This is a genomic window from Rhizobium gallicum bv. gallicum R602sp, assembly GCF_000816845.1.
Taxonomy (GTDB): domain Bacteria; phylum Pseudomonadota; class Alphaproteobacteria; order Rhizobiales; family Rhizobiaceae; genus Rhizobium; species Rhizobium gallicum.
This window is the reverse complement of sequence record NZ_CP006880.1, coordinates 468380-486447: the sequence shown is the minus strand read 5'-3', so window position 1 is coordinate 486447 and position 18068 is coordinate 468380. Positions and strand designations below refer to the sequence as shown.

Sequence of the window (18068 nt, the reverse complement as noted above, 5' to 3'; positions counted from 1 at the left end):
ATAGACTGATGATACCGCGTCTCCATTCCGCTTCTGGAAAACAGCAGTTGCCGCCCGGCTTTGTCGAGAGGCTCAGCGAAGTCGGGTTCGATGGCGACGTGGAACAGCGTGCAATGTCGCGCACTGTCTTCGCAACTGACAATTCTATCTACCAGGTAACCCCGACAGCAATTCTGTTTCCACGAGATGCCGACGACCTGAAGAAGATTGCAAAGGCGCTTTCCGATCCTCGTTTTGCGGATCTCACCATCGCCCCGCGCGGGGGCGGCACGGGGACGAACGGCCAGTCGCTCACCTCGGGTATCGTGGTGGACTGCTCACGGTACATGAACCAGATCCTGGAAATTGATCCGGCGAGAAAGGTGGCCCGAGTCCAGGCAGGTGTTGTCAAGGACCAGTTGAACCGAGCCTTGGAGCCACACGGATTGTTCTTTGCCCCGGAGCTTTCGACCTCGAACCGGGCCACAATCGGTGGCATGGTGTCGACCGACGCCTGCGGCCAAGGATCGTGCCTTTACGGCAAGACCTCGAATCACGTGGTTGGGCTTCGTATCGTGCTCATGGACGGCTCCGACTGGTGGTCGCGTCCGATGGATGAAGAAGCATTTGCCAAGACCCTGGCGAGGGGTGACCGGATCGGCGACGTTCACAGGACGGTTGAACGCATCGCACGAGAAAAGCGCGAACGCATAGAGGAGGTTTTTCCCAACCTCAATCGCTACATGACAGGCTACGATCTAGCTCATATCCGTCGCGCCGACGGCCGCTTCGATTTGAACGCCGTTCTGTGCGGCTCGGAAGGCACCCTTGCCATGATCGCCGAGGCAGAACTCAATCTTCTGCCGATCCCGGCGCAGGTCGCCCTCCTCAACATCCGCTACAGCGACTTCAACGCCGCGCTGGAAGACGCTCGCACCCTGAGCGCCCTCAATGTCGCCTCTGTCGAGACGATCGACGAGAAGGTGCTGGGGCTTGCAAAGAACGATATCGTCTGGACCGACATAGCCCGGTTCTTCCCCGAGAACCACACAGACGTGGCAAACGGCATCAATCTCGTCGAGGTGCTGGCCGACGATGAGGCCGAACTCCAACGAAAGCTTGCCGCGGTCACGGCGGTGCTCGATGAAGAACTGGATACCAACCGCCTCAGCTATACTGTGGCGCGCGGACATGCCGACGTCGAGGCGATATGGAATATGCGCAAGCGCGCTGTCGGATTGCTCGGCAATGTGGACGGCCCCGTCCGTCCTGTCGCCTTCGTCGAGGATACAGCTGTCCCGCCTGAGAATTTGGCTGCCTATATCCGCGAATTTCGCGCGCTACTTGACAAGGCGGGCCTCTCCTACGGGATGTTCGGTCATGTCGACGCGGGGGTGCTGCACGTACGGCCGGCACTCGACTTGACCCGTGACGATCACGTACCTTTGCTGCGCCACATCAGCGACGCCGTAGTGGCGCTCACTCGCAAACACGGCGGCGTTCTGTGGGGCGAGCACGGTAAGGGCGTGCGCTCGGAATATGTGCCGGAATTCTTCGGCGACCTTTATCCTTGCCTCCAAGACATCAAACGGGCTTTCGATCCGAACAACCGCCTCAACCCGGGCAAGATCGCCGCGCCGTCCACAGCGTCACTGCTCAAGATCGACGAAGTGCCTTTAAGGGGCGCTTTCGATCGCATAATCGGTAACGAAATACGCGCAGCCTTCGACAATGCCGCCTATTGCAACGGCAACAGCGCTTGTTTCGACTTCGACGAGACGAGCCCCATGTGTCCCTCCTACAAGGCGACCCGCGATCGGCGATACTCGCCAAAAGGACGCGCCATGCTTGTGCGGGAATGGCTGCGCCTGCTTGGCGAGAAGGGCATTGATCCACGCAAGGAGTCCGTGCGTCTGCGCCGGCGACACCCATTCTTGAGCCTGACGGCACGTGTCATAAACAGCCTTAACCCAAGAAATCGCAACGACTTTTCCCACGAGGTTCGAGAAGCAATGGACACCTGCCTTGCGTGCAAGGCTTGTGCCGGGCAGTGTCCCGTGAAGGTCAGTGTGCCGGCGTTCCGCTCTAAGTTTCTGGAGCTGTATTATGGCCGTTACTTGCGTCCACTAAAGGACTCGATGGTTTCCGGTATCGAAACCACCCTCCCTTTGATGGCGCGCACCCGTCCGCTCTACAATCTCGTCGCCGGCACATCGCCTGGCAGGCGGCTGATGCGGGAGATTGGGTTGACGGCACTTCCACTTCTACCGCGGCGCTCATTTTACGAGGAAGTCCGCCGTTTGGGTGTGGAGATCGCTCACGCGAGAGAGATCGAGAAGCTATCGCCAGATGAAAAGGATCGGGTTGTCGTATTTGTTTTCGACAGCTTCACATCCCATTTCGAACCAAACGTGCCGGTTGCAGCCATTCGCGTTGCTCGTAAGATGAACTTGATCCCGTACCTCGCCGCATACCATCACAATGGTAAAGCATTGCACGTTCATGGGTACCTCGGTCGTTTCGAGAAAGCGGCCGCAAAGACGGAACGTTACCTCCGAGCCCTAGCAGACGCCGGCATTGCTCTCGTTGGGCTGGATCCCTCAATGACGCTTGTCTACCGCAGCGAGTATCTCGGATTATGGACGAGCGGACGCAAGGCGACCGTTCTTCTTCCGCAAGAATGGCTTGCAGAGAATTTGAGCAGGCTATCGATTAAACCTATTCCATCGCCATCACCCAAATACAGCCTCCTTCCTCATTGCACCGAGCGTAGCAACCTTCCGTCCGCCCCAAACCAGTGGAAGTCGGTTTTTCAGGCTCTTGGCGCAAGTGTGCATGTAGAAATTGTAGGATGTTGCGGAATGGCCGGAACCTTTGGTCACGAGGTCCGCAACCGCGGCATCTCGGAGCAGCTTTACGCCATGAGTTGGGCGCGATCTGTAGCTGAAGCATCGAAAGACAAGGTCGTCATGGCCACAGGTTATTCGTGCCGATGCCAGGCAAAGATAATCGATGGCAGGTCTCTACCTCACCCGCTGGAGGTGATCTACACCATGCTCGATTGAAGTGTCGTTTCGTTTCAGCCGGAGGCTGAGTTGCTATTGTGAGGTTCGACAGCGGTCCAAAACGAGTTGCCATGACGGGAATCGGGAACCCGTTTGGCTCCGTCGAGACCGTGAACCTGTCCATTCTGACGATTTGTAGTGGCAGTGACACGCGAAATGCCTGGCAGATCCGCGAACGATTCCGCGCTCAGCATCTCGTCCTCGGCGAGGATTTCCGCCACGCGGCGGCGGCCGCGTTCCCGTGCGGCGGCAAGCGCGCCCTGCAGTTCATCAGCCGGCTCAGTCACTTCCTCTACCGGAAATAAATCCTCGCGAGCCAGCGGCCCTTGATGGGAATCCAACCCTTGGCCCTGCAATCTTGGAGCATCGGCCGAGTGTGCCTTACGCAGACTTGCTGGAAGACCGGAAATCTGCTGCTCAGCTATTGCTGCCGCGAGGCTCGAAAGCATCGTCTGGTAGCCGGTGAGGAGGCGACGAGGCACTTGGGACTGAGCAGATCGAACCGTGAAATTGGGTTTTCGGGCTAACTCACTCAGCGGCATCAACCTGCCGCAGGAGTCAGGTAGTGTCTGCATTTTGCAATGCAGCACACAATTCCTGCACCGAAAAACGATTCCTACTTTACAACGATATTATAATCTGTGAAGTAGTGCATCACTTCACAGATGGGACTGATGCCTTGAACCCGACACGCTTTGCCACCCGCCTCAATTCATTTGCTTCTGCCGCTCACCGGGAATGGCCGGGCCAGCCTACAAAGCCGTCGGTCGTGCAGATGGCCAACCGCGCCGCCCGGGTGAAAGGACTGACCGACCTCGACCTGAACTACCCCGACCACGTGACTGAGAATCCAAAGGAACTTTCGCAAAGGCTCAGCAATCTCGGACTTTCGATCAATGGCTTCGCTATGCGCTACTATACAAATCCTGCCTTCAAGCTCGGCGCCTTCACACATCCGGATGAAGTCGTCCGGCGCGAGGCGATCGATCTGACGAAGAAAGGGATCGATGCCGCCCGTGAAGCCGGGTCGAGCTTGATGACGATATGGCTCGGCCAAGACGGCTTCGATTACGCATTCCAAGTCGATTATGAGAAGATGTGGCAACACGAAATAGATGGTATCCGTGAAGTTTGCGAGCACGATCCCGATTGCCTGATCTCGATCGAGTATAAGCCGAACGAGCCCCGCTCGTATAGCCTGATGCCCGATGCGGCCACGACGTTGCTCGCCATCAAGGATGTCGGCGCAAAGAATCTGGGCGTCACGCTCGACTTCGCGCATGTCCTCTACGCCGATGAGCAGCCTGCATTCGCTGCCGCCATGATCGCCCGCCACAGCCGCGTGCTCGGTGTCCATCTCAATGACGGCTATGCGAAGCGCGACGACGGGCTGATGGTCGGGGCAGTCCATACCCTTCAGACGATCGAGTTGCTCCGCCAGATCAGGCGCGACGGCTACGACGGCGCGATTTATTTCGACACGTTCCCAGATATGACCGGGCTCGATCCGGTTCACGAATGCGAGGTCAACATCAAGACTGTCCAGCGGATGTTGAAGGTCGTTGACCGCCTCGAGCAGGACAATCGTCTCGCAAGCGCGATTGTCCGACAGGACGCCGTTTCTACGCAGGCCATCGTACAGGAGCTGATGTTCGGCGCGGAGCACTGAACCACCAAGCCCTCCGGGAGGAAAACATGAAGAGAATTTTCGCTGTGGCTCTCGCCGCAACCCTTTGTGCTGGCATCGCGACAGCACAGGAACTGAAGCCCCTCAATTCGGATTCTGAACCAGACCGCATGGACTGGTCCGAACTGGAAACGAAATTCGGTGCGCTACCGACGCTGCCCGAAGCTTTCAGGGTCGGTGGCGTCTCCAAGACCCTGACCAATGAATACTGGCGTTCGCTCGGCCAAGGCTATCAGAAGTTCGCGGACAAGGTCGGCGTGACGGTGGCCTATCAGGCCGCCCAGAGCGAGGGCGACCAGCTCGGCCAGCTGACGATCGCCGAGGGCATGGTCACGCAGGGCTACAACGTGCTGCTGGTGTCGCCGCAAACCGACGCCAACCTCCAGCCCGTCATTGAACAGGCGAAGGCTGCCAACGTGCCTGTCGTTAACGTCAACGATGCTGTGATCCCGCAGGCGGAGCATTACGTCGGCAATGTCCAGCGAGACAACGGCGTCCGAGTCGCAAAATGGTTCATCGAGAACCGTCCGAATGGCGGCAAAGTCGCGATAGTCGAGGGTCAGGCGGGTGTTTATGCAGCCGTCCAGCGCACTGATGGCTTCAAGAGCACGATCGAAGACGGCGGCAAATTCACCGTCGTCGCGAGCGTGCCCGGCAATTGGGACCGCCAGATGTCCTATGATGCGGCAACCAATATCCTCCAGCAGCATCCCGACCTCGTCGGCTTCTACTGCAACAACGACGGCATGGCGCTTGGCGTTGTCGAGGCCGTGAAGGCCGTGGGCCTGGAGGACAAGGTCGTCGTCTTCGGCACGGACGGCATTTCTGATGCCTACAAGTCGATCGCAGCTGGCGAACTGACGGGCACCGTCGACAGCTTCCCGGTGTTGACGGGTGAGGTCGCGATGGAAGTGGCGCTCCGCCTCGTCGCAGACCAGAAGTTGCCGCGCGTGGTCGCAACGCCTCAGGCTCTCATCACCAAGGAAAACATCAACGACTTCCAAGGCGAAGGTGTCGATGTGCGCACGGTGCTGATGAAAGCGGCCGGAAAGTAGACGCCTCCCAAGCGGGACGGTCGGCATAGCCGGCCGTCCAAACTCTCAAAGGTTGGATTTCCATGGCTGTTCCCAGATTGGCGTTCGAGAATATCTCCAAAGTCTTTCCCGGCGTCAAAGCGCTCTCCGACGTCTCCTTCGATGTCGCGCCCGGTGAGATCCATGCGCTGCTTGGCGAGAACGGTGCCGGCAAGTCGACGCTGCTTCGCATCCTGTCGGGTGTCTTTCGTGCGACGGAAGGGGAAATCAAGATCGACGGCGCGGCCCATCACTTCAAGCGTCCCGAAAGCGCTCGCCAGGCCGGGATCGCCATGATCCACCAGGAGCTGCAACAGGTGCCGCATCTCACTGTGGCGCAGAACATGTTCCTCGGTCACTCGCTGACCCGTTTCGGCGGCATCGTGGTCAATCGCCGGGAACAGGAACGGCGCGCCGCCGAGGCCCTCGCGATGATCGATCCTACCATCAATCCGGCCGCTCCCATTTCCACGCTGAAGGTTGCGCAGCGGCAGGTCGTCGAAATCGCCCGCGCGCTGTTGGACAAGGCGAAGATCATCGCCATGGACGAACCCACGTCGAGCCTGACACCGAGCGAATTCGAACGATTGGCCGATATCATCGAGCGGCTGTCGACGCGCGGCGTCTCAATCATCTACGTGTCCCACAAGATGGACGAGGTGTTCCGCGTCTGCCAGCGCGCCACGGTCATGCGCGACGGTAAGGTCGTCGGGATGGTCGATCTGAAGAAGACCGCAACGGCCGAGGTCATCGCAATGATGGTTGGCCGCGAGCTCCTGGCCGAGGAGCACCACTCGCATGCAACGACGACGACGAGTGTCGAGGCGCGGAATCTCAACACAGCTCGCGTCCGCGACATTTCCTTTGACCTTCACAAAGGCGAGGTCCTGGGCGTGGCAGGTCTCGTTGGTTCGGGTAGGACTGAACTCTTGCGCGCGCTCTCAGGCGCCGACAAGGTGACGTCGGGCACCATCAAGGTCGACGGGAAGCTGCTCACTCTCTCCAATCCACGCGCGGCCATTGCCGCAGGCATCGGCCTCCTTCCCGAAGAGCGCAAGCGCGAAGGCATCATTCCAGACCGGTCCGTCACCATCAATATGGCGCTGCCATCGATGAACCGTTTCTCGAAAGGCGGGTTCATCAACCACCGGAAACTCAAGCGGGCTGCAGAAGACCTGCTCAAACGCGTCAACCTGAGACCATTCCAGCTCGATCGGCAGATCCGGTTGTTTAGTGGCGGCAACCAGCAGAAGGCGATCATCGCACGGTGGCTGGCGGCGGGCTCGCGCATTCTGTTGTTCGACGAACCGACGCGAGGCATCGACGTTGGCGCGAAATCCGAAATCTACCACCTCATCGAGGTCCTCGCTGCAGAAGGTCATTCGGTGATTGTCGTCTCCTCAGAGCTTCCGGAAGTGATGCGGGTCTCCGACCGCGTCCTCGTCATGCGTGACGGCATTATTGTCGCAGAACTCGGTCGCGACGAGCTTTCCGAAGAAACCATCGTCTCCCATGCCGTTGGGAAGGCCGACAGTCGCCCTGGCGCGGCATGACCAACAGGAACAATTCCATGTCTGACACGACCCAGAATGCCGCAGTGCCCTCGTCCAAACTGTTCGGATCCTTCTCGGTACGAGATACCGGCACCTTGATCGGCCTGATTGCCATCGTGGTGCTCTTCGGATTGCTTGCCCCTGACTTTGTATCCCAGCGAAATCTGCTCAACATCCTGCAGCAATCGAGCATCAATGCATGCCTGGCCCTCGGGATGACGCTGGTGATCATCTCTGGCGGCATTGATCTTTCGGTCGGCCCTACCGCGGCAATCGCCGCCGTGATCACAGCGACGCTGCTTGTTGCGGGCATACCCGTTCCGCTCGCCATTCTGGCCGGCCTCGGCATCGGCGTCATTTGCGGTCTCGTCAACGGTGTGCTCGTAGCTTACGCCGGATTGCAACCGTTTATCGTCACGCTCGGCACACTGAGCACATACCGCGCCATTGCGCTGATCTATACGGGCGGCAATCCGGTGCTTGGCGTTCCCCAGGGCTTCCGGTCGCTGTTCAACGGCTCTCTCCTGGGCATTCCCAATGCGGTCATCATGGTCGCTGTCGTCGCCTTGCTGGCCTGGATGCTCCTCAAAAAGACACCTCTGGGTGAATACCTCTTGGCCGTTGGCGGGAACGAAGAGGCCGCCTATGTCGCCGGGGTTCCGATCGCCGTCACCAAAATCACAGCCTATGTGATCTCAGCTGTCCTCGCCGCCCTGGCCTCCATGATCCTGATCGGTCGCCTTGGCGCAGCTGAGCCCATCCTTGGCAATCTCTGGGAACTCGACGCGATCGCAGCGGCCGCGATCGGCGGGGCATCCTTGATGGGCGGCAAGGGAAGCGTCATTGGCACGATCCTCGGCGCGATCATCCTCGGCGCGATGCGCAACGGACTGACGCTGATGAACGTCCAAGCCTTCTATCAACTTCTGGCCACTGGTCTTATTATCCTGGTCGCGATGATGATCGATCGCGTCACAAGGGGTAGAGGATGAATTCTTCAAATGATCTCAAGGCGGTGGGGCCGCGCATCCGGATGATGATGCCGCGGCTCACGCCTTTGGAAGTACGGGTCGTGGAAACGGTGTTCGGATTGCGTGATTTCTCGGAGGACACCGCGCTCAAGGACATCGCAACCGAGGCCGGGGTATCCGAGGCCATGGTGGTGAAGATCACTAAAAAGCTCGGTTTCAGCGGCTACCGGGATTTCCGCTCGGCGGTGTCGAACTACAACAAGCTTCCGACGGCCGAGATGCATCAGGAGCTTTCCGTTGAAGATAGCTCGCGGGAGATCATCCAGAAGGTATTCAGGACCTCGATCCACGCGCTCGAGGAAACGCTGGCGATTCTGGACGTCGATGCTTTCGACAGAGCGGCGGACCTCCTTATGAAGGCTGGGCAGAGGGATTTCTATGGCGTCGGCGGGTCTGCGCAGATCGCGAGAGACGTCGCCCATAAGTTCCTGCGGATCGGGGTAAGAGCAGGCGTGCAGGACGATTCTCATATGATGCTTATGTCGGCTTCGTTGCTGGGAGCGGATGATGTGGCGGTCGCCTTCTCTCATTCCGGCAACACCACGGCAGTGATCGATGCAGTGCAACTGGCCAGAAGGAGTGGCGCACGAACGATCGCGATCACCAATTACGGGGGCTCGCCCTTGGCGCAGATCGCCGACATCGTTCTCTGCTCGACGGCCCAGGGCTCCCCTTTGATGGGTGAAAACGCTGCTGCCCGGATCGCCCAGCTCAACATTCTCGACGCGCTCTTTGTCGCGGTCGCTCAACGCAACTACGACGCCGCGGAAAAGAACCTCGAAAAAACGATGTCGGCGGTGGCATCAAAACGAAAGGACAAGATCGTATGACGATTGCCTCCCCCTCCGTTATTGTCTTCGGAAGTCTGCACTATGACATCATGGTGCATGGCCCGGCGCGACCGCGAAAAGGCGAAACGGTGGCGGGAGAGAGCTGGCATCCCAAATGCGGCGGCAAGGGCGGCAACCAGGCGGTCTCCGCGGCGAAGACCGGCATCCGGACCGCTATGATTGGCGCGGTCGCCGATGATGCCTTCGGCCGCGCGCTCGTGGAAAATCTCGGTCGTCAAGGCGTCGACTACCGCTTCGTCAAGGTGGCGGATGGCGTTGGCAGCGGCATGAGCGTGGCGATCTTCGACAGCGAGGGCGACTATGGAGCGGTGATCGTGTCCGGAAGCAATCTCCTCCTCGGACAATCGGATGTGGATCGAGCAGCGGAGCTGTTCAACGAGCAAAGCGTTCTTGTTCTGCAAAACGAGGTGCCCGACCTGGCCAATGTCGCCGCCGCCAAGGCAATGAAAGCAGCCGGCGGGCGCGTCATCCTCAACGCAGCCCCGGCTCGCGATCTGTCTCCCTTACTGTGCGAACTGGTCGACGTCATCGTCGTGAACGCCATCGAAGCCGAGCAACTGACCGATGTCGCCGTGGTCGACTCCCTCGCGGGCGCTCTCGACGCCGCGCGCCTGCTTGCCCAAACGTATCCAGCCGCAGTCGTCACAGCGGGGGGCGAGGGCCTTGCCTGCGCGACGAAGTCGGACAAGGAATTTTTGATCGAGGCTATCACGGTAAGGCTCGTCAGCACCCATGGCGCCGGTGACGAATTCACTGGCGTGCTGGCCGCTGAAATCGCAAGCGGGACCGGAATGGAGGACGCGCTCCGCGCCGCCAATCAAGCAGCCGCTGTGCTTGTCAGCACGCCGCGCGACACCGTTCAGTAGTTGATATTCGGCTGTTCATCGAAACGGGGAGGCGCCTGTGCTCAAGGGAGTCGATCCAAGACCATCCTCGATGTGTGAAGCCGGAAGGTCGTCAATCGTCTCGAGGTCCGGCGGGCGGTCGGGAATGGCCGCTCACTTCGTCTTTCTTTCCAATGTGACCGGCAGGGCCGAAGCGGCTCCTAACGCCTCGTCGTCGATCCTTCTGATTTTTCTTCATGGCGAAGCGCGACGCGCGGGTCTGTTCAGTTTCGCCCCAAAGATCGGGAGCGAGCGGGGTAATGAACTCTTGTATTCCACGGAGTTTCGCCGTGACGGACCAGATAGAGCATTGAGTTGCGTCCGCATTTGCAGTTTGCCAACGATTTGGATGGAACTCGCGCTCAGACCGCACGGGCGCACTGACGCGCCCTCGCAGAAGAGATGTTTTCGGCAATTGCCTGAAGGACGCGTGAGCTGCGCACTGTCACGGGAGAGCTGCTATAGTTTTCGGCGCCTATCAGGATGATGCCTAGCGGATGATTTTGAACAGTTCTTGTGCGACCCTCGCGGTCGATTACGCCTACGAATATCTTTGCGACAGTCCGAACGGTTGAGCCATTCTCACCTCAGTTTCTCGCAGGCATCATTCGCAATTAAGGCGTGCAATGCGGCCGCTACAGGTGTGCCAACGACGGCGAGATCGCGTACCGTGCTCATGTGATCCCCGTCTACAACGCGCGATGCTCGCACTTCAAGCCCTTGGGTGACAAGAAGGTCTTTGAAGGCATTTGCCTGGATTTTGAAGGGGTTAGTCTCCAGTTCGCCGGTCATGATAGCTACCCGCGTTGCAGGGTCGTGCTCACGATGCATCGGCGTAAACCGTCGCACCTCTTCGTCGCTCAAGGCGATCTCGTCACGGAGGAAAGATGTCTGCAAGGGTTCGAGATCGTATAGCCCCCCAAGCAGGAAAGCAGCAATTACACCCGAGGGCACTACCGAGCGATTGAAGAGAAAGGTCGCAAGATGTGCACCAGCGGAGTGGCCGCTGACGGAAAATCTCCCGGGCGTAGCGCCAAAGCGATCGGCATGCGCCTGCAGAAAAGCCTTGGCTTTCAGGACCTGACCGATCAGGACCTCCATCCTCGCGGTGGGCATCAACGAATAATCGACGATAGCGGCGACCGCGCCTGCGCGGGTGATGGTCTCAGCGACGCAGGAATAGTCTTCCTTGGAGAACATACGCCAATAGCCGCCGTGGATGAACATGTGGATCGGCATGCCCGAACCGGCACTATTTGGCACGAATATATCGAGCGTCTCACCCGACTCGCAACCGTAGGCGACGTTGGCCTCCATGGCGACGGTGCGGCGAGTGGCGCTGCTGCGGGTACGAATATCGTCGACGAGGTCGTCGAAATTTGCGACATGGTCACGAATGCGGAACGGATCGGCGGCCACAGGTTCCTCCTTCAGAAACTTGTCGCAATGTACTTGGCTTCCATGAACTCCGCGATCCCGTGATGCTGCCCTCCCTCACTTTCGAGGCCGTTCTGCTATCGAGGGACCGATCACTCTGATCCTCGCCCGCGGCCGGCCGCCAGGTGCCGCCAATATAGAGGCCGTGGGAGAACAAATGGAAACCCGAAGCGATCCTGGTCGGGATGCGACGGATGCTGGTTGGCGATCATGGTTGTTTTCTCAAGGTCAGAGGGCGGAAGCGGCCAGGTCGCCGTCATAGGCGGCGCGAACCAGGCCGCGCATGGCGGCCGAATCGAAGGAGCGCGGATTGTTCTTGATCAGCCGGCCGATGCCGAGCGCCTGCTCAGCGGTCCAGTCAAGCCGGTCTTCCGGCAGGCCGAGCCTGGCGAGCGTCGGCGAGATGCCGATCGCGGCGAAGAGGCGCCTTACCTCGCCGATCGCCGCATCGGCAAGCGTCTCCTCGTCCTCCACGCCGGCCGGGTCGAGGCCGAGCGCCCTGCCGACAGCAGCGATTTCCCCGGCAGCGACGCGGCGATTATAGGTCATCACATAGGGCAGCATGGTGGCGACCCCGAGGCCGTGCGCCGTATGGGTCACGGCACCGACCGGATATTGCACCGCATGGGCCGCAGCGGTGCCCGCTGTGCCGAAGGCGCAGCCGGCGGCGAGCGCGCCCATCATCACATCGGCGCGCGCATCGATGTCCGAGCCGTAGACGAAGGCCTTTTCCAGGCTCCGGCCGAGGAGCCTGATGGCATGAAGCGCGAATTGATCGGAAAGATCGCTCTTGCCGACGAAGACATGCTGCTGAGCGAGTTCCGCATCGCCGGGGCGGCGCATGGCGGTGAAGGCTTCGATCGCATGCGTCAGCGCATCCGCACCTGCAATCGCCGTGAGGCCCGGCGGGCAGGAGAGCGTGAGTTCCGGGTCGCATATCGCCGCTGCGGCGATGAGATAGGGGCTCGAAATGCCGACCTTCAGGGTGCGGTCTGGATCGGAGACGACCGCGACGGGCGTGACCTCGGAGCCGGTGCCCGCAGTCGTCGGCACGGCGATGACCGGCAGGACGGGTCCTGGCACCTTGAACTCACCATAGTAATCGGTGAGCCCGCCGCCATGGGCGAGCAGCAACGAGGCGCATTTCGCCATGTCGAGGCAACTGCCACCGCCGATGCCGATCACCATATCGGGCGCAAAGCCACCCGTGGCCTCCACGCAACCCGCGACGGTATCGCGCGGCACGTCCGGCAGCGTCTGGTCATTCACCAGCACCGCGATGCCGGCAGCTTCGAGCGCGGCGATCATTTCAGCGAAGAACGGTGTCGCGGCAAAACGCGCATCCGTGCAAACGAGTGCGCGCTGGCCGGTCCTACCGGCGACACTTGCGAGCGCATGGCGCTGGCCGATGCCAAACAGGATTTCGCGCGGCAGCCTCAGGACGGCAAACAGGCTCATGATCTTTATCCTTCGAAGGCCGGTATGCGGGAGGGGGAAAGCGCGTTGAGGTCTTCCCACAGGCGCGGGTCGATATCGAAACCGTCGCGGCTCGCCGCCGCCCGTCGCCGGCGGGCACGATCGCCCGGTACGAGGACCGGCTCGCTGGCCTGGGCCGGCGGTGAAGCGCGGACGGCATCGAGATAGGCCGACAGCCGCGCAGGCAGTCCCGGCGCCAGACTGGGCTCGATCAATATGAAGACGTCGCCCTTGTTGCATGGCGAATGGCTGTCCAGTGTGCCGCGCACATCGGGCGCGAGCGCCGAGCCCGCAAGGGCTGCCACCAGCAGTTCCATCGCAATGCCGAGGCCATAGCCCTTTGCGTCGCCGAAGGGCGCGATCGCGCCGGACTTGGCACGAACCGGATCGGTCGTCGGGTAGCCCTCCGCATCGCGCGCCCATCCTTCGGGAAGAGGTCTGCCGGTCGCCGCGTGGTGATGGATCCTGCCCATCGACACGAGGCTGGTGGCAAGATCGAGCACGAGCGGCTCCTCGGCGGTCGGCACGGCGATCGCGACGGGGTTGGTGCCGAGCATGGCCCGCGTGCCACCGAAGGGATGAACCAGCGACTCGCTTGAAGAAAGCGCTATGCCGACGAAACCCATCTCGGCGATGGCCTCCACATAATGCGCGAGCATTCCGAGGTGGTTCGCATTGCGCACGGCGACAAGGCCGATGCCCAGATCGGGAATGTGGGGTGCAAGCCGCTCGATCGCCGCCATGGCGACGACAGGGCCGAACCCCGAAGAACCCTCCACCTCCAGCACCGCATCGGCCCGCCAGCGCTGCGTGCCCTTCATCTCAGGGTTAATGACGCCGCGCTCGATCCGGTCGATCAGTCGCGGGAGGCGGTGCAGGCCATGCGAAGGGTGTCCCTTCATCTCGGCCGTCACCAGGACACGAGCCTGCAGGAGCGCATGGTCGCGCGGTGCGCCGTGCTCTTCCAGCAGGCGGGTGGCGAGCGTAAGGGCTGCCGCTTCGGATATTCGCATATTCCCCCCTATATTAAATCGTATAGGATATAGGATTGTATTGGTCGCAGCATCGTGCTAGCGATTGAACCTGTCAAGAGGCAAGACAGCAGATGATTTTGACGAGACCCAACGAACCTTCAGCGGACGCGACCCAGATACAGCGTGCCAACAGCCTGGCCGGAGACGTCTACGAAGCGATCTTCAACCAGCTTATGTCGTTGAAGATCGCGCCGGGTGCGCGCATCACGGTCGACAACCTGGTCAAGGCGTTTAATGTCTCCCACACGCCGATCCGCGAAGCACTCGGCCGGCTTGAAGGCGAGGGTCTCGTCGTCAAGCAGCATCTCGTCGGCTATCGTGCCGCAGCCCAGATCACGCGCCGCCGCTTCGACGAACTCTATGAACTCCGCTTGCTGCTTGAACCCGCCGGCGCTGCGAAGGCGGCCCAAGCGATGAACGACGAAAGGCTCGCTATCCTGACGGAGGCCGCAGGCGTGATGACGCGTAGTGACAACAGGGATGAGCGGACGAACTATTCGACCTTCGCCCGCCAGGACGCTATCTTCCACGACCGCATCATGGAATTTGCCGGCAACGAACTGATCCGCGAGATGCTGACATTCCAGCACACCCATTTCCACATCTTCCGCCTGATGTTTCATCGTCGCGTGACCGAGGAGGCGCTCGGCGAGCATCAGGCACTGCTCGATGCTTTCGCGGCTCAAGACCCCGAGGCCGCGGCGAACGCAATGCGCATCCATATCGAACACTCGCGCGACCGGCTGCTGCCGGCATTCGACGAATTCTGAGCAAACCCGACAGGCAAAGACGTGCCTGTCAGACCTGACAACGAGGAGGAGAACCCATGCCAGGCAAGAAAATCCTGATGCTCACCGGCGATTTCACCGAGGAGTACGAAATCTTCGTCTACCAGCAGGCCATGGAGGCCGTCGGCCATACGGTACACGTCGTCTGCCCCGACAAGAAAGCGGGCGACATTCTGAAGACGTCGCTGCACGACTTCGAGGGCGACCAGACCTATACGGAAAAGCTCGGGCACAACGTCGTCATCAACAAGACCTTCTCGGAGGCCGAGGCGCAACTCGACGGATACCACGCCGTCTACTGCGCGGGCGGTCGCGGGCCTGAATACATTCGTACCGACAAGCGCGTTCAGACGATCGTCCGCCACTTCCATGAAACGCAGAAGCCGATCTTCACTATCTGCCACGGCGTCCAGATCCTGATCGCCGTCGATGGCGTCGTGCGCGGCAAGAAGGTGGGCGCGCTTGGCGCTTGTGAACCGGAAGTGACGCTGGCCGGCGGCACCTATATCGATCTGTCGCCGACGGAGGCTTACGTCGATGGCACGATGGTCTCGGCCAAGGGCTGGACAGCGCTCGCCGCCTTCATCCGCGAATGCCTAAAGGTTCTCGGCACGGAAATCCATCACGCCTGACACAAGGGGCAAAAAGAAAGGCCCGGCAGGTGACGTTTGCCGGACCTTTTTTTGCGATGGGCCTGCAATCACGCGCCGCCGCGGTTCCAGCCCCGGCCCGTGCTGCCGAACATCTCGTAACCCGTCTCGGTGACCGCTAGCGTATCCTCGAGCTTGATGAAGCCGCGCTTCGGATGCAGCATCGTCGTCTCCACCGACAGCACCATGCCGGCCTCCAGCGGCCGGTCCGCGTCGATCCCCTCATAAGCGACCGGGTGATTGGTCATCAGGAACGGCGCCTCGTGGCTGATCAGGCCCATGCCGTGACAGAAGAAATCGGTAAAGCCCGCAGAAGGCGACGCTTTCAGTTCCGCCTCGGCCGCCTCGATCATCTCGCGGCCGAAAGCGCCAGCTTGAACCCTGGCAAAAGCCTTATGCTGGATCGCGTCGACCTCGGAGAGCAAATCCTCGAGCTCGCCGTCCGGCTCGCCCAATACGCCCATGCGGCAGAGGTCGCCAATATAACCGTGATAATTCCCGCCGGAATCGATCGACAGCACCTCGCCCTTCCCCCAGGCCTGCGGCGAGGCCGCGCGGTTGTGGCTGGAGCCGAGCGTCAGCAGGCAATATTCGAAGTGGAGCCCGCGGGTCGTCTCCTCGCGCCGGAGTTGCTCGATGATCTCCGTTTTCGTCGAACCCTCCCGGGCGCCGGCGATCGTCGCGTTCATCGCTTCCGTTATGAGTTCGGAAGCCGTCCGCAGCTTGGCAAGCTCGTCCGGCGTCTTGATCGCGCGCAGGCGTTCGAGCGTATGCGTCGCATCGACGAAACGCGCGCCCTTAAGCCCTGCGGCAAGCGCATCGCGGGCATCCGAGGGCAGGAATGCCGGCTCGATGCCGATGCGCGTAGCCGCCTTGCCGATCTTCTTCAGATGTTCGACGGCAAGTGCTGCGGCATCGATCGTGCCCCAGGTCGCCGTGTGCACGGTCGGCGTCCAGAATGGATTGTTCTGGTGCTCGCCGCCTTCCATTCGGTTGCCGAGATAGGCCGCGTGGTCAGGTGCGCCCCTCTCGTAGACGACGACGGGCAGGTACCGGCTGTGGCCGATGGCATCCATGGCCACAAAGAAGATGAACTTGTAGCCGCCCATCAGATATTGCGTGTTGTGCTTGGAGGTGGCGACGATGACGTCGATATCTGCCTCCTCCATGAGCCGGTCGAGCTTGGCCATATCGAACGGCGGCACGGCGGGCCTTGTTTCACTTGCGTTGATGTTCACCGTTTCTCCTCCCAGAAAAAGAATGGCCCGGCTTCAGGAGCCCGGCGGCAGCAGGCGGAAGTCCGGCAGCTCGCGAAGCGCAAGCTCCGGCCCCGCCGGCGAATAGACGACGAAGAGCTGCATGGGCTCGGCGCCTGTATTTTTCGTCGAATGGAAGCGGCTTTCCGGAACATAGACCGTGCAGCCAGGCCCCACCTTCGTCGTGATAGGATTGCCGTTCTCGTCCTCAACCATCTGCTCGCCCTCGCCGGAGATGACGAAGATGATCTCTTCCGCACCAGGATGATTGTGGCGGGCATGGCCCTTGCCACTCGGCAGGTCGACGACACCACCGGAAAAACGGTTGGCGCAGTTGACCTCCGGCGCCACCGTCAGCGACAGCTTGCCCCAGTCGAACCCGAAGGCACTCACATCCTTTGGATAGATGAAATAGGCGTCCTTTGCCATGAAACGGCCTCCTCCGTGTCAGTCCTCAGACGACCGCGCCGATGGCGAGCGCCTTGAATTCTTCCGTCTGCTTGCGGATCGCCGCCTCTGCCGGCAGGCGCTCCATCGAGCTTGCGCCGTAAAAGCCGTGGCAGCCAGGGCAATGCTCCAGGATGAAGCGCGCATCCTTTGGCATCGAAATCGGGCCGCCGTGGCAGAGCACGATGACGTCGTCGCGCACGGAGCGCGCGGCCTTGGCAATCGCCGTGATCTCATCGACGCAGTCATCGAGCGACTTGCCGGAGGTGGCGCCGATCGTGCCGCCGGTCGTCACCCCCATATGCGCCACGACGATGTCGGCGCCGGCAATCGTCATGTCGATCGCCTCGCTCTCATTGAAGACATAGGGCGTCGTCAAAAGGTCGAGCCCGTGGGCGATGCCGATCATCTCGACTTCCAGACCGTAGCCCATGCCCGTCTCCTCGAAACTCTGTCGCATCCGGCCGTCGAAGAGGCCAATTGTGGGGAAGTTCTGCACGCCGGAAAAGCCCATTGCCTTGAGGTCGGCGAGAAAGCGCGGCATCAGCACGAAGGGGTCCGTGCCGTTGACGCCGGCAAGCACCGGCGTCTTTTTCACGACGGGAAGCACCTCGAGCGCCATGTCCTTCACGATCTCGTTGGCATTGCCATAGGCGAGCAGGCCGGCCGCCGAGCCGCGCCCCGCCATGCGATAGCGCCCCGAATTGTAAATGATGATGAGGTCGATGCCGCCCGCCTCCTCCGCCTTGGCGGAGATGCCCGTGCCGGCGCCTCCGCCGACGATCGGCACCCCGGCTGAGATCATGCCGTGGAATTTTTCGAGGATGGTTTTGCGAGGTATGGCTGGCATTGATCTT

The 18068-nt window shown here is 60.8% G+C and carries 15 protein-coding genes and 1 pseudogene; 9 read left to right on the top strand and 7 right to left on the bottom strand.

All coding sequences use genetic code 11. The annotated features are described in order from the left end of the window. The first annotated feature begins 8 nt into the window (after window positions 1-8). Window positions 9-3044 carry a D-2-hydroxyglutarate dehydrogenase YdiJ gene (ydiJ, locus tag RGR602_RS25580; protein ID WP_040114837.1) on the top strand — a complete coding sequence of 1012 codons (3036 nt, stop codon included), beginning with the start codon at window positions 9-11 and terminating at the stop codon, window positions 3042-3044. A gap of 54 nt (window positions 3045-3098) precedes the next feature. Here the strand turns inward: ydiJ and RGR602_RS38835 are convergent. Beyond that, a pseudogene (locus RGR602_RS38835) lies at window positions 3099-3367 on the bottom strand (XRE family transcriptional regulator); the annotation flags it as partial. A 356-nt stretch (window positions 3368-3723) separates the two neighbouring features. Here RGR602_RS38835 and RGR602_RS25570 point away from each other — a divergent pair. From RGR602_RS25570 to RGR602_RS25545, 6 genes are all read left to right on the top strand, one after another. After that, window positions 3724-4713 (top strand): sugar phosphate isomerase/epimerase family protein, encoded by a 990-nt coding sequence (locus RGR602_RS25570; RefSeq protein ID WP_040114836.1) that lies wholly within the window; start codon window positions 3724-3726, stop codon window positions 4711-4713. A gap of 26 nt (window positions 4714-4739) precedes the next feature. Next, window positions 4740-5786, top strand: coding sequence for a sugar ABC transporter substrate-binding protein (locus tag RGR602_RS25565; protein WP_040114835.1), 1047 nt, complete (start codon window positions 4740-4742; stop codon window positions 5784-5786). A gap of 62 nt (window positions 5787-5848) precedes the next feature. After that, window positions 5849-7357, top strand: a complete 1509-nt coding sequence (locus RGR602_RS25560; RefSeq protein ID WP_040114834.1) for a sugar ABC transporter ATP-binding protein — start codon at window positions 5849-5851, stop codon at window positions 7355-7357. A gap of 17 nt (window positions 7358-7374) precedes the next feature. After that, entirely contained in the window at window positions 7375-8349 is a 975-nt protein-coding gene (locus tag RGR602_RS25555; RefSeq protein WP_040116477.1) for an ABC transporter permease, read from the top strand. After that, window positions 8346-9218, top strand: a complete 873-nt coding sequence (locus RGR602_RS25550) for a MurR/RpiR family transcriptional regulator (RefSeq protein ID WP_040114833.1) — start codon at window positions 8346-8348, stop codon at window positions 9216-9218. The genes RGR602_RS25555 and RGR602_RS25550 overlap by 4 nt, the downstream gene beginning before the upstream one ends. Then, a complete protein-coding gene (locus RGR602_RS25545; RefSeq protein WP_040114832.1) occupies window positions 9215-10105 on the top strand; it encodes a PfkB family carbohydrate kinase in 891 nt (296 codons plus the stop codon). Before RGR602_RS25550 ends, RGR602_RS25545 begins: the two co-directional genes overlap by 4 nt. A gap of 600 nt (window positions 10106-10705) precedes the next feature. On the opposite strand, the gene RGR602_RS25540 is transcribed toward RGR602_RS25545, so the two are convergent. The 3 genes from RGR602_RS25540 to RGR602_RS25530 all read right to left on the bottom strand — a co-directional run bounded on the left by RGR602_RS25540 (window position 10706) and on the right by RGR602_RS25530 (window position 14049). Then, complete coding sequence (locus tag RGR602_RS25540; protein WP_040114831.1) at window positions 10706-11542, bottom strand: alpha/beta hydrolase; 837 nt, start codon at window positions 11540-11542, stop codon at window positions 10706-10708. Between the two features lie 246 nt (window positions 11543-11788). Continuing rightward, complete coding sequence (locus RGR602_RS25535) at window positions 11789-13018, bottom strand: iron-containing alcohol dehydrogenase (protein ID WP_040114830.1); 1230 nt, start codon at window positions 13016-13018, stop codon at window positions 11789-11791. A gap of 5 nt (window positions 13019-13023) precedes the next feature. Next, entirely contained in the window at window positions 13024-14049 is a 1026-nt protein-coding gene (locus tag RGR602_RS25530) for an Ldh family oxidoreductase (RefSeq protein ID WP_040114829.1), read from the bottom strand. A gap of 92 nt (window positions 14050-14141) precedes the next feature. Here RGR602_RS25530 and RGR602_RS25525 point away from each other — a divergent pair, with 92 nt between their 5' ends. Continuing rightward, window positions 14142-14840, top strand: coding sequence for a GntR family transcriptional regulator (locus tag RGR602_RS25525; RefSeq protein ID WP_040114828.1), 699 nt, complete (start codon window positions 14142-14144; stop codon window positions 14838-14840). A gap of 56 nt (window positions 14841-14896) precedes the next feature. Then, window positions 14897-15490, top strand: coding sequence for a DJ-1/PfpI family protein (locus RGR602_RS25520; protein ID WP_040114827.1), 594 nt, complete (start codon window positions 14897-14899; stop codon window positions 15488-15490). Between the two features lie 68 nt (window positions 15491-15558). On the opposite strand, the gene RGR602_RS25515 is transcribed toward RGR602_RS25520, so the two are convergent. The 3 genes from RGR602_RS25515 to RGR602_RS25505 form a co-directional block, all read right to left on the bottom strand. After that, a complete protein-coding gene (locus RGR602_RS25515; protein ID WP_407692068.1) occupies window positions 15559-16698 on the bottom strand; it encodes a M24 family metallopeptidase in 1140 nt (379 codons plus the stop codon). Window positions 16699-16779: 81 nt separating this feature from the next. Next, on the bottom strand, window positions 16780-17193 hold the full coding sequence (locus RGR602_RS25510) for a cupin domain-containing protein (RefSeq protein WP_040114825.1): 414 nt from the start codon (window positions 17191-17193) through the stop codon (window positions 16780-16782). Window positions 17194-17218: 25 nt separating this feature from the next. After that, window positions 17219-18061 (bottom strand): phosphoenolpyruvate hydrolase family protein, encoded by an 843-nt coding sequence (locus RGR602_RS25505; RefSeq protein WP_040114824.1) that lies wholly within the window; start codon window positions 18059-18061, stop codon window positions 17219-17221. Window positions 18062-18068 lie beyond the last annotated feature (7 nt).

Bases quoted from the DNA above. Each gene is read 5' to 3' on its own strand.
- RGR602_RS25535 (WP_040114830.1), bottom strand. From the start codon at position 13,018: ATGAGCCTGTTTGCCGTCCTGAGGCTGCCGCGCGAAATCCTGTTTGGC.
- RGR602_RS25560 (WP_040114834.1), top strand. From the start codon at position 5,849: ATGGCTGTTCCCAGATTGGCGTTCGAGAATATCTCCAAAGTCTTTCCC.
- RGR602_RS25565 (WP_040114835.1), top strand. From the start codon at position 4,740: ATGAAGAGAATTTTCGCTGTGGCTCTCGCCGCAACCCTTTGTGCTGGC.
- ydiJ (WP_040114837.1), top strand. From the start codon at position 9: ATGATACCGCGTCTCCATTCCGCTTCTGGAAAACAGCAGTTGCCGCCC.
- RGR602_RS25555 (WP_040116477.1), top strand. From the start codon at position 7,375: ATGTCTGACACGACCCAGAATGCCGCAGTGCCCTCGTCCAAACTGTTC.
- RGR602_RS25530 (WP_040114829.1), bottom strand. From the start codon at position 14,049: ATGCGAATATCCGAAGCGGCAGCCCTTACGCTCGCCACCCGCCTGCTG.
- RGR602_RS25510 (WP_040114825.1), bottom strand. From the start codon at position 17,193: ATGGCAAAGGACGCCTATTTCATCTATCCAAAGGATGTGAGTGCCTTC.
- RGR602_RS25505 (WP_040114824.1), bottom strand. From the start codon at position 18,061: ATGCCAGCCATACCTCGCAAAACCATCCTCGAAAAATTCCACGGCATG.
- RGR602_RS25525 (WP_040114828.1), top strand. From the start codon at position 14,142: ATGATTTTGACGAGACCCAACGAACCTTCAGCGGACGCGACCCAGATA.
- RGR602_RS25515 (WP_407692068.1), bottom strand. From the start codon at position 16,698: ATGGCCAAGCTCGACCGGCTCATGGAGGAGGCAGATATCGACGTCATC.
- RGR602_RS25545 (WP_040114832.1), top strand. From the start codon at position 9,215: ATGACGATTGCCTCCCCCTCCGTTATTGTCTTCGGAAGTCTGCACTAT.
- RGR602_RS25550 (WP_040114833.1), top strand. From the start codon at position 8,346: ATGAATTCTTCAAATGATCTCAAGGCGGTGGGGCCGCGCATCCGGATG.
- RGR602_RS25520 (WP_040114827.1), top strand. From the start codon at position 14,897: ATGCCAGGCAAGAAAATCCTGATGCTCACCGGCGATTTCACCGAGGAG.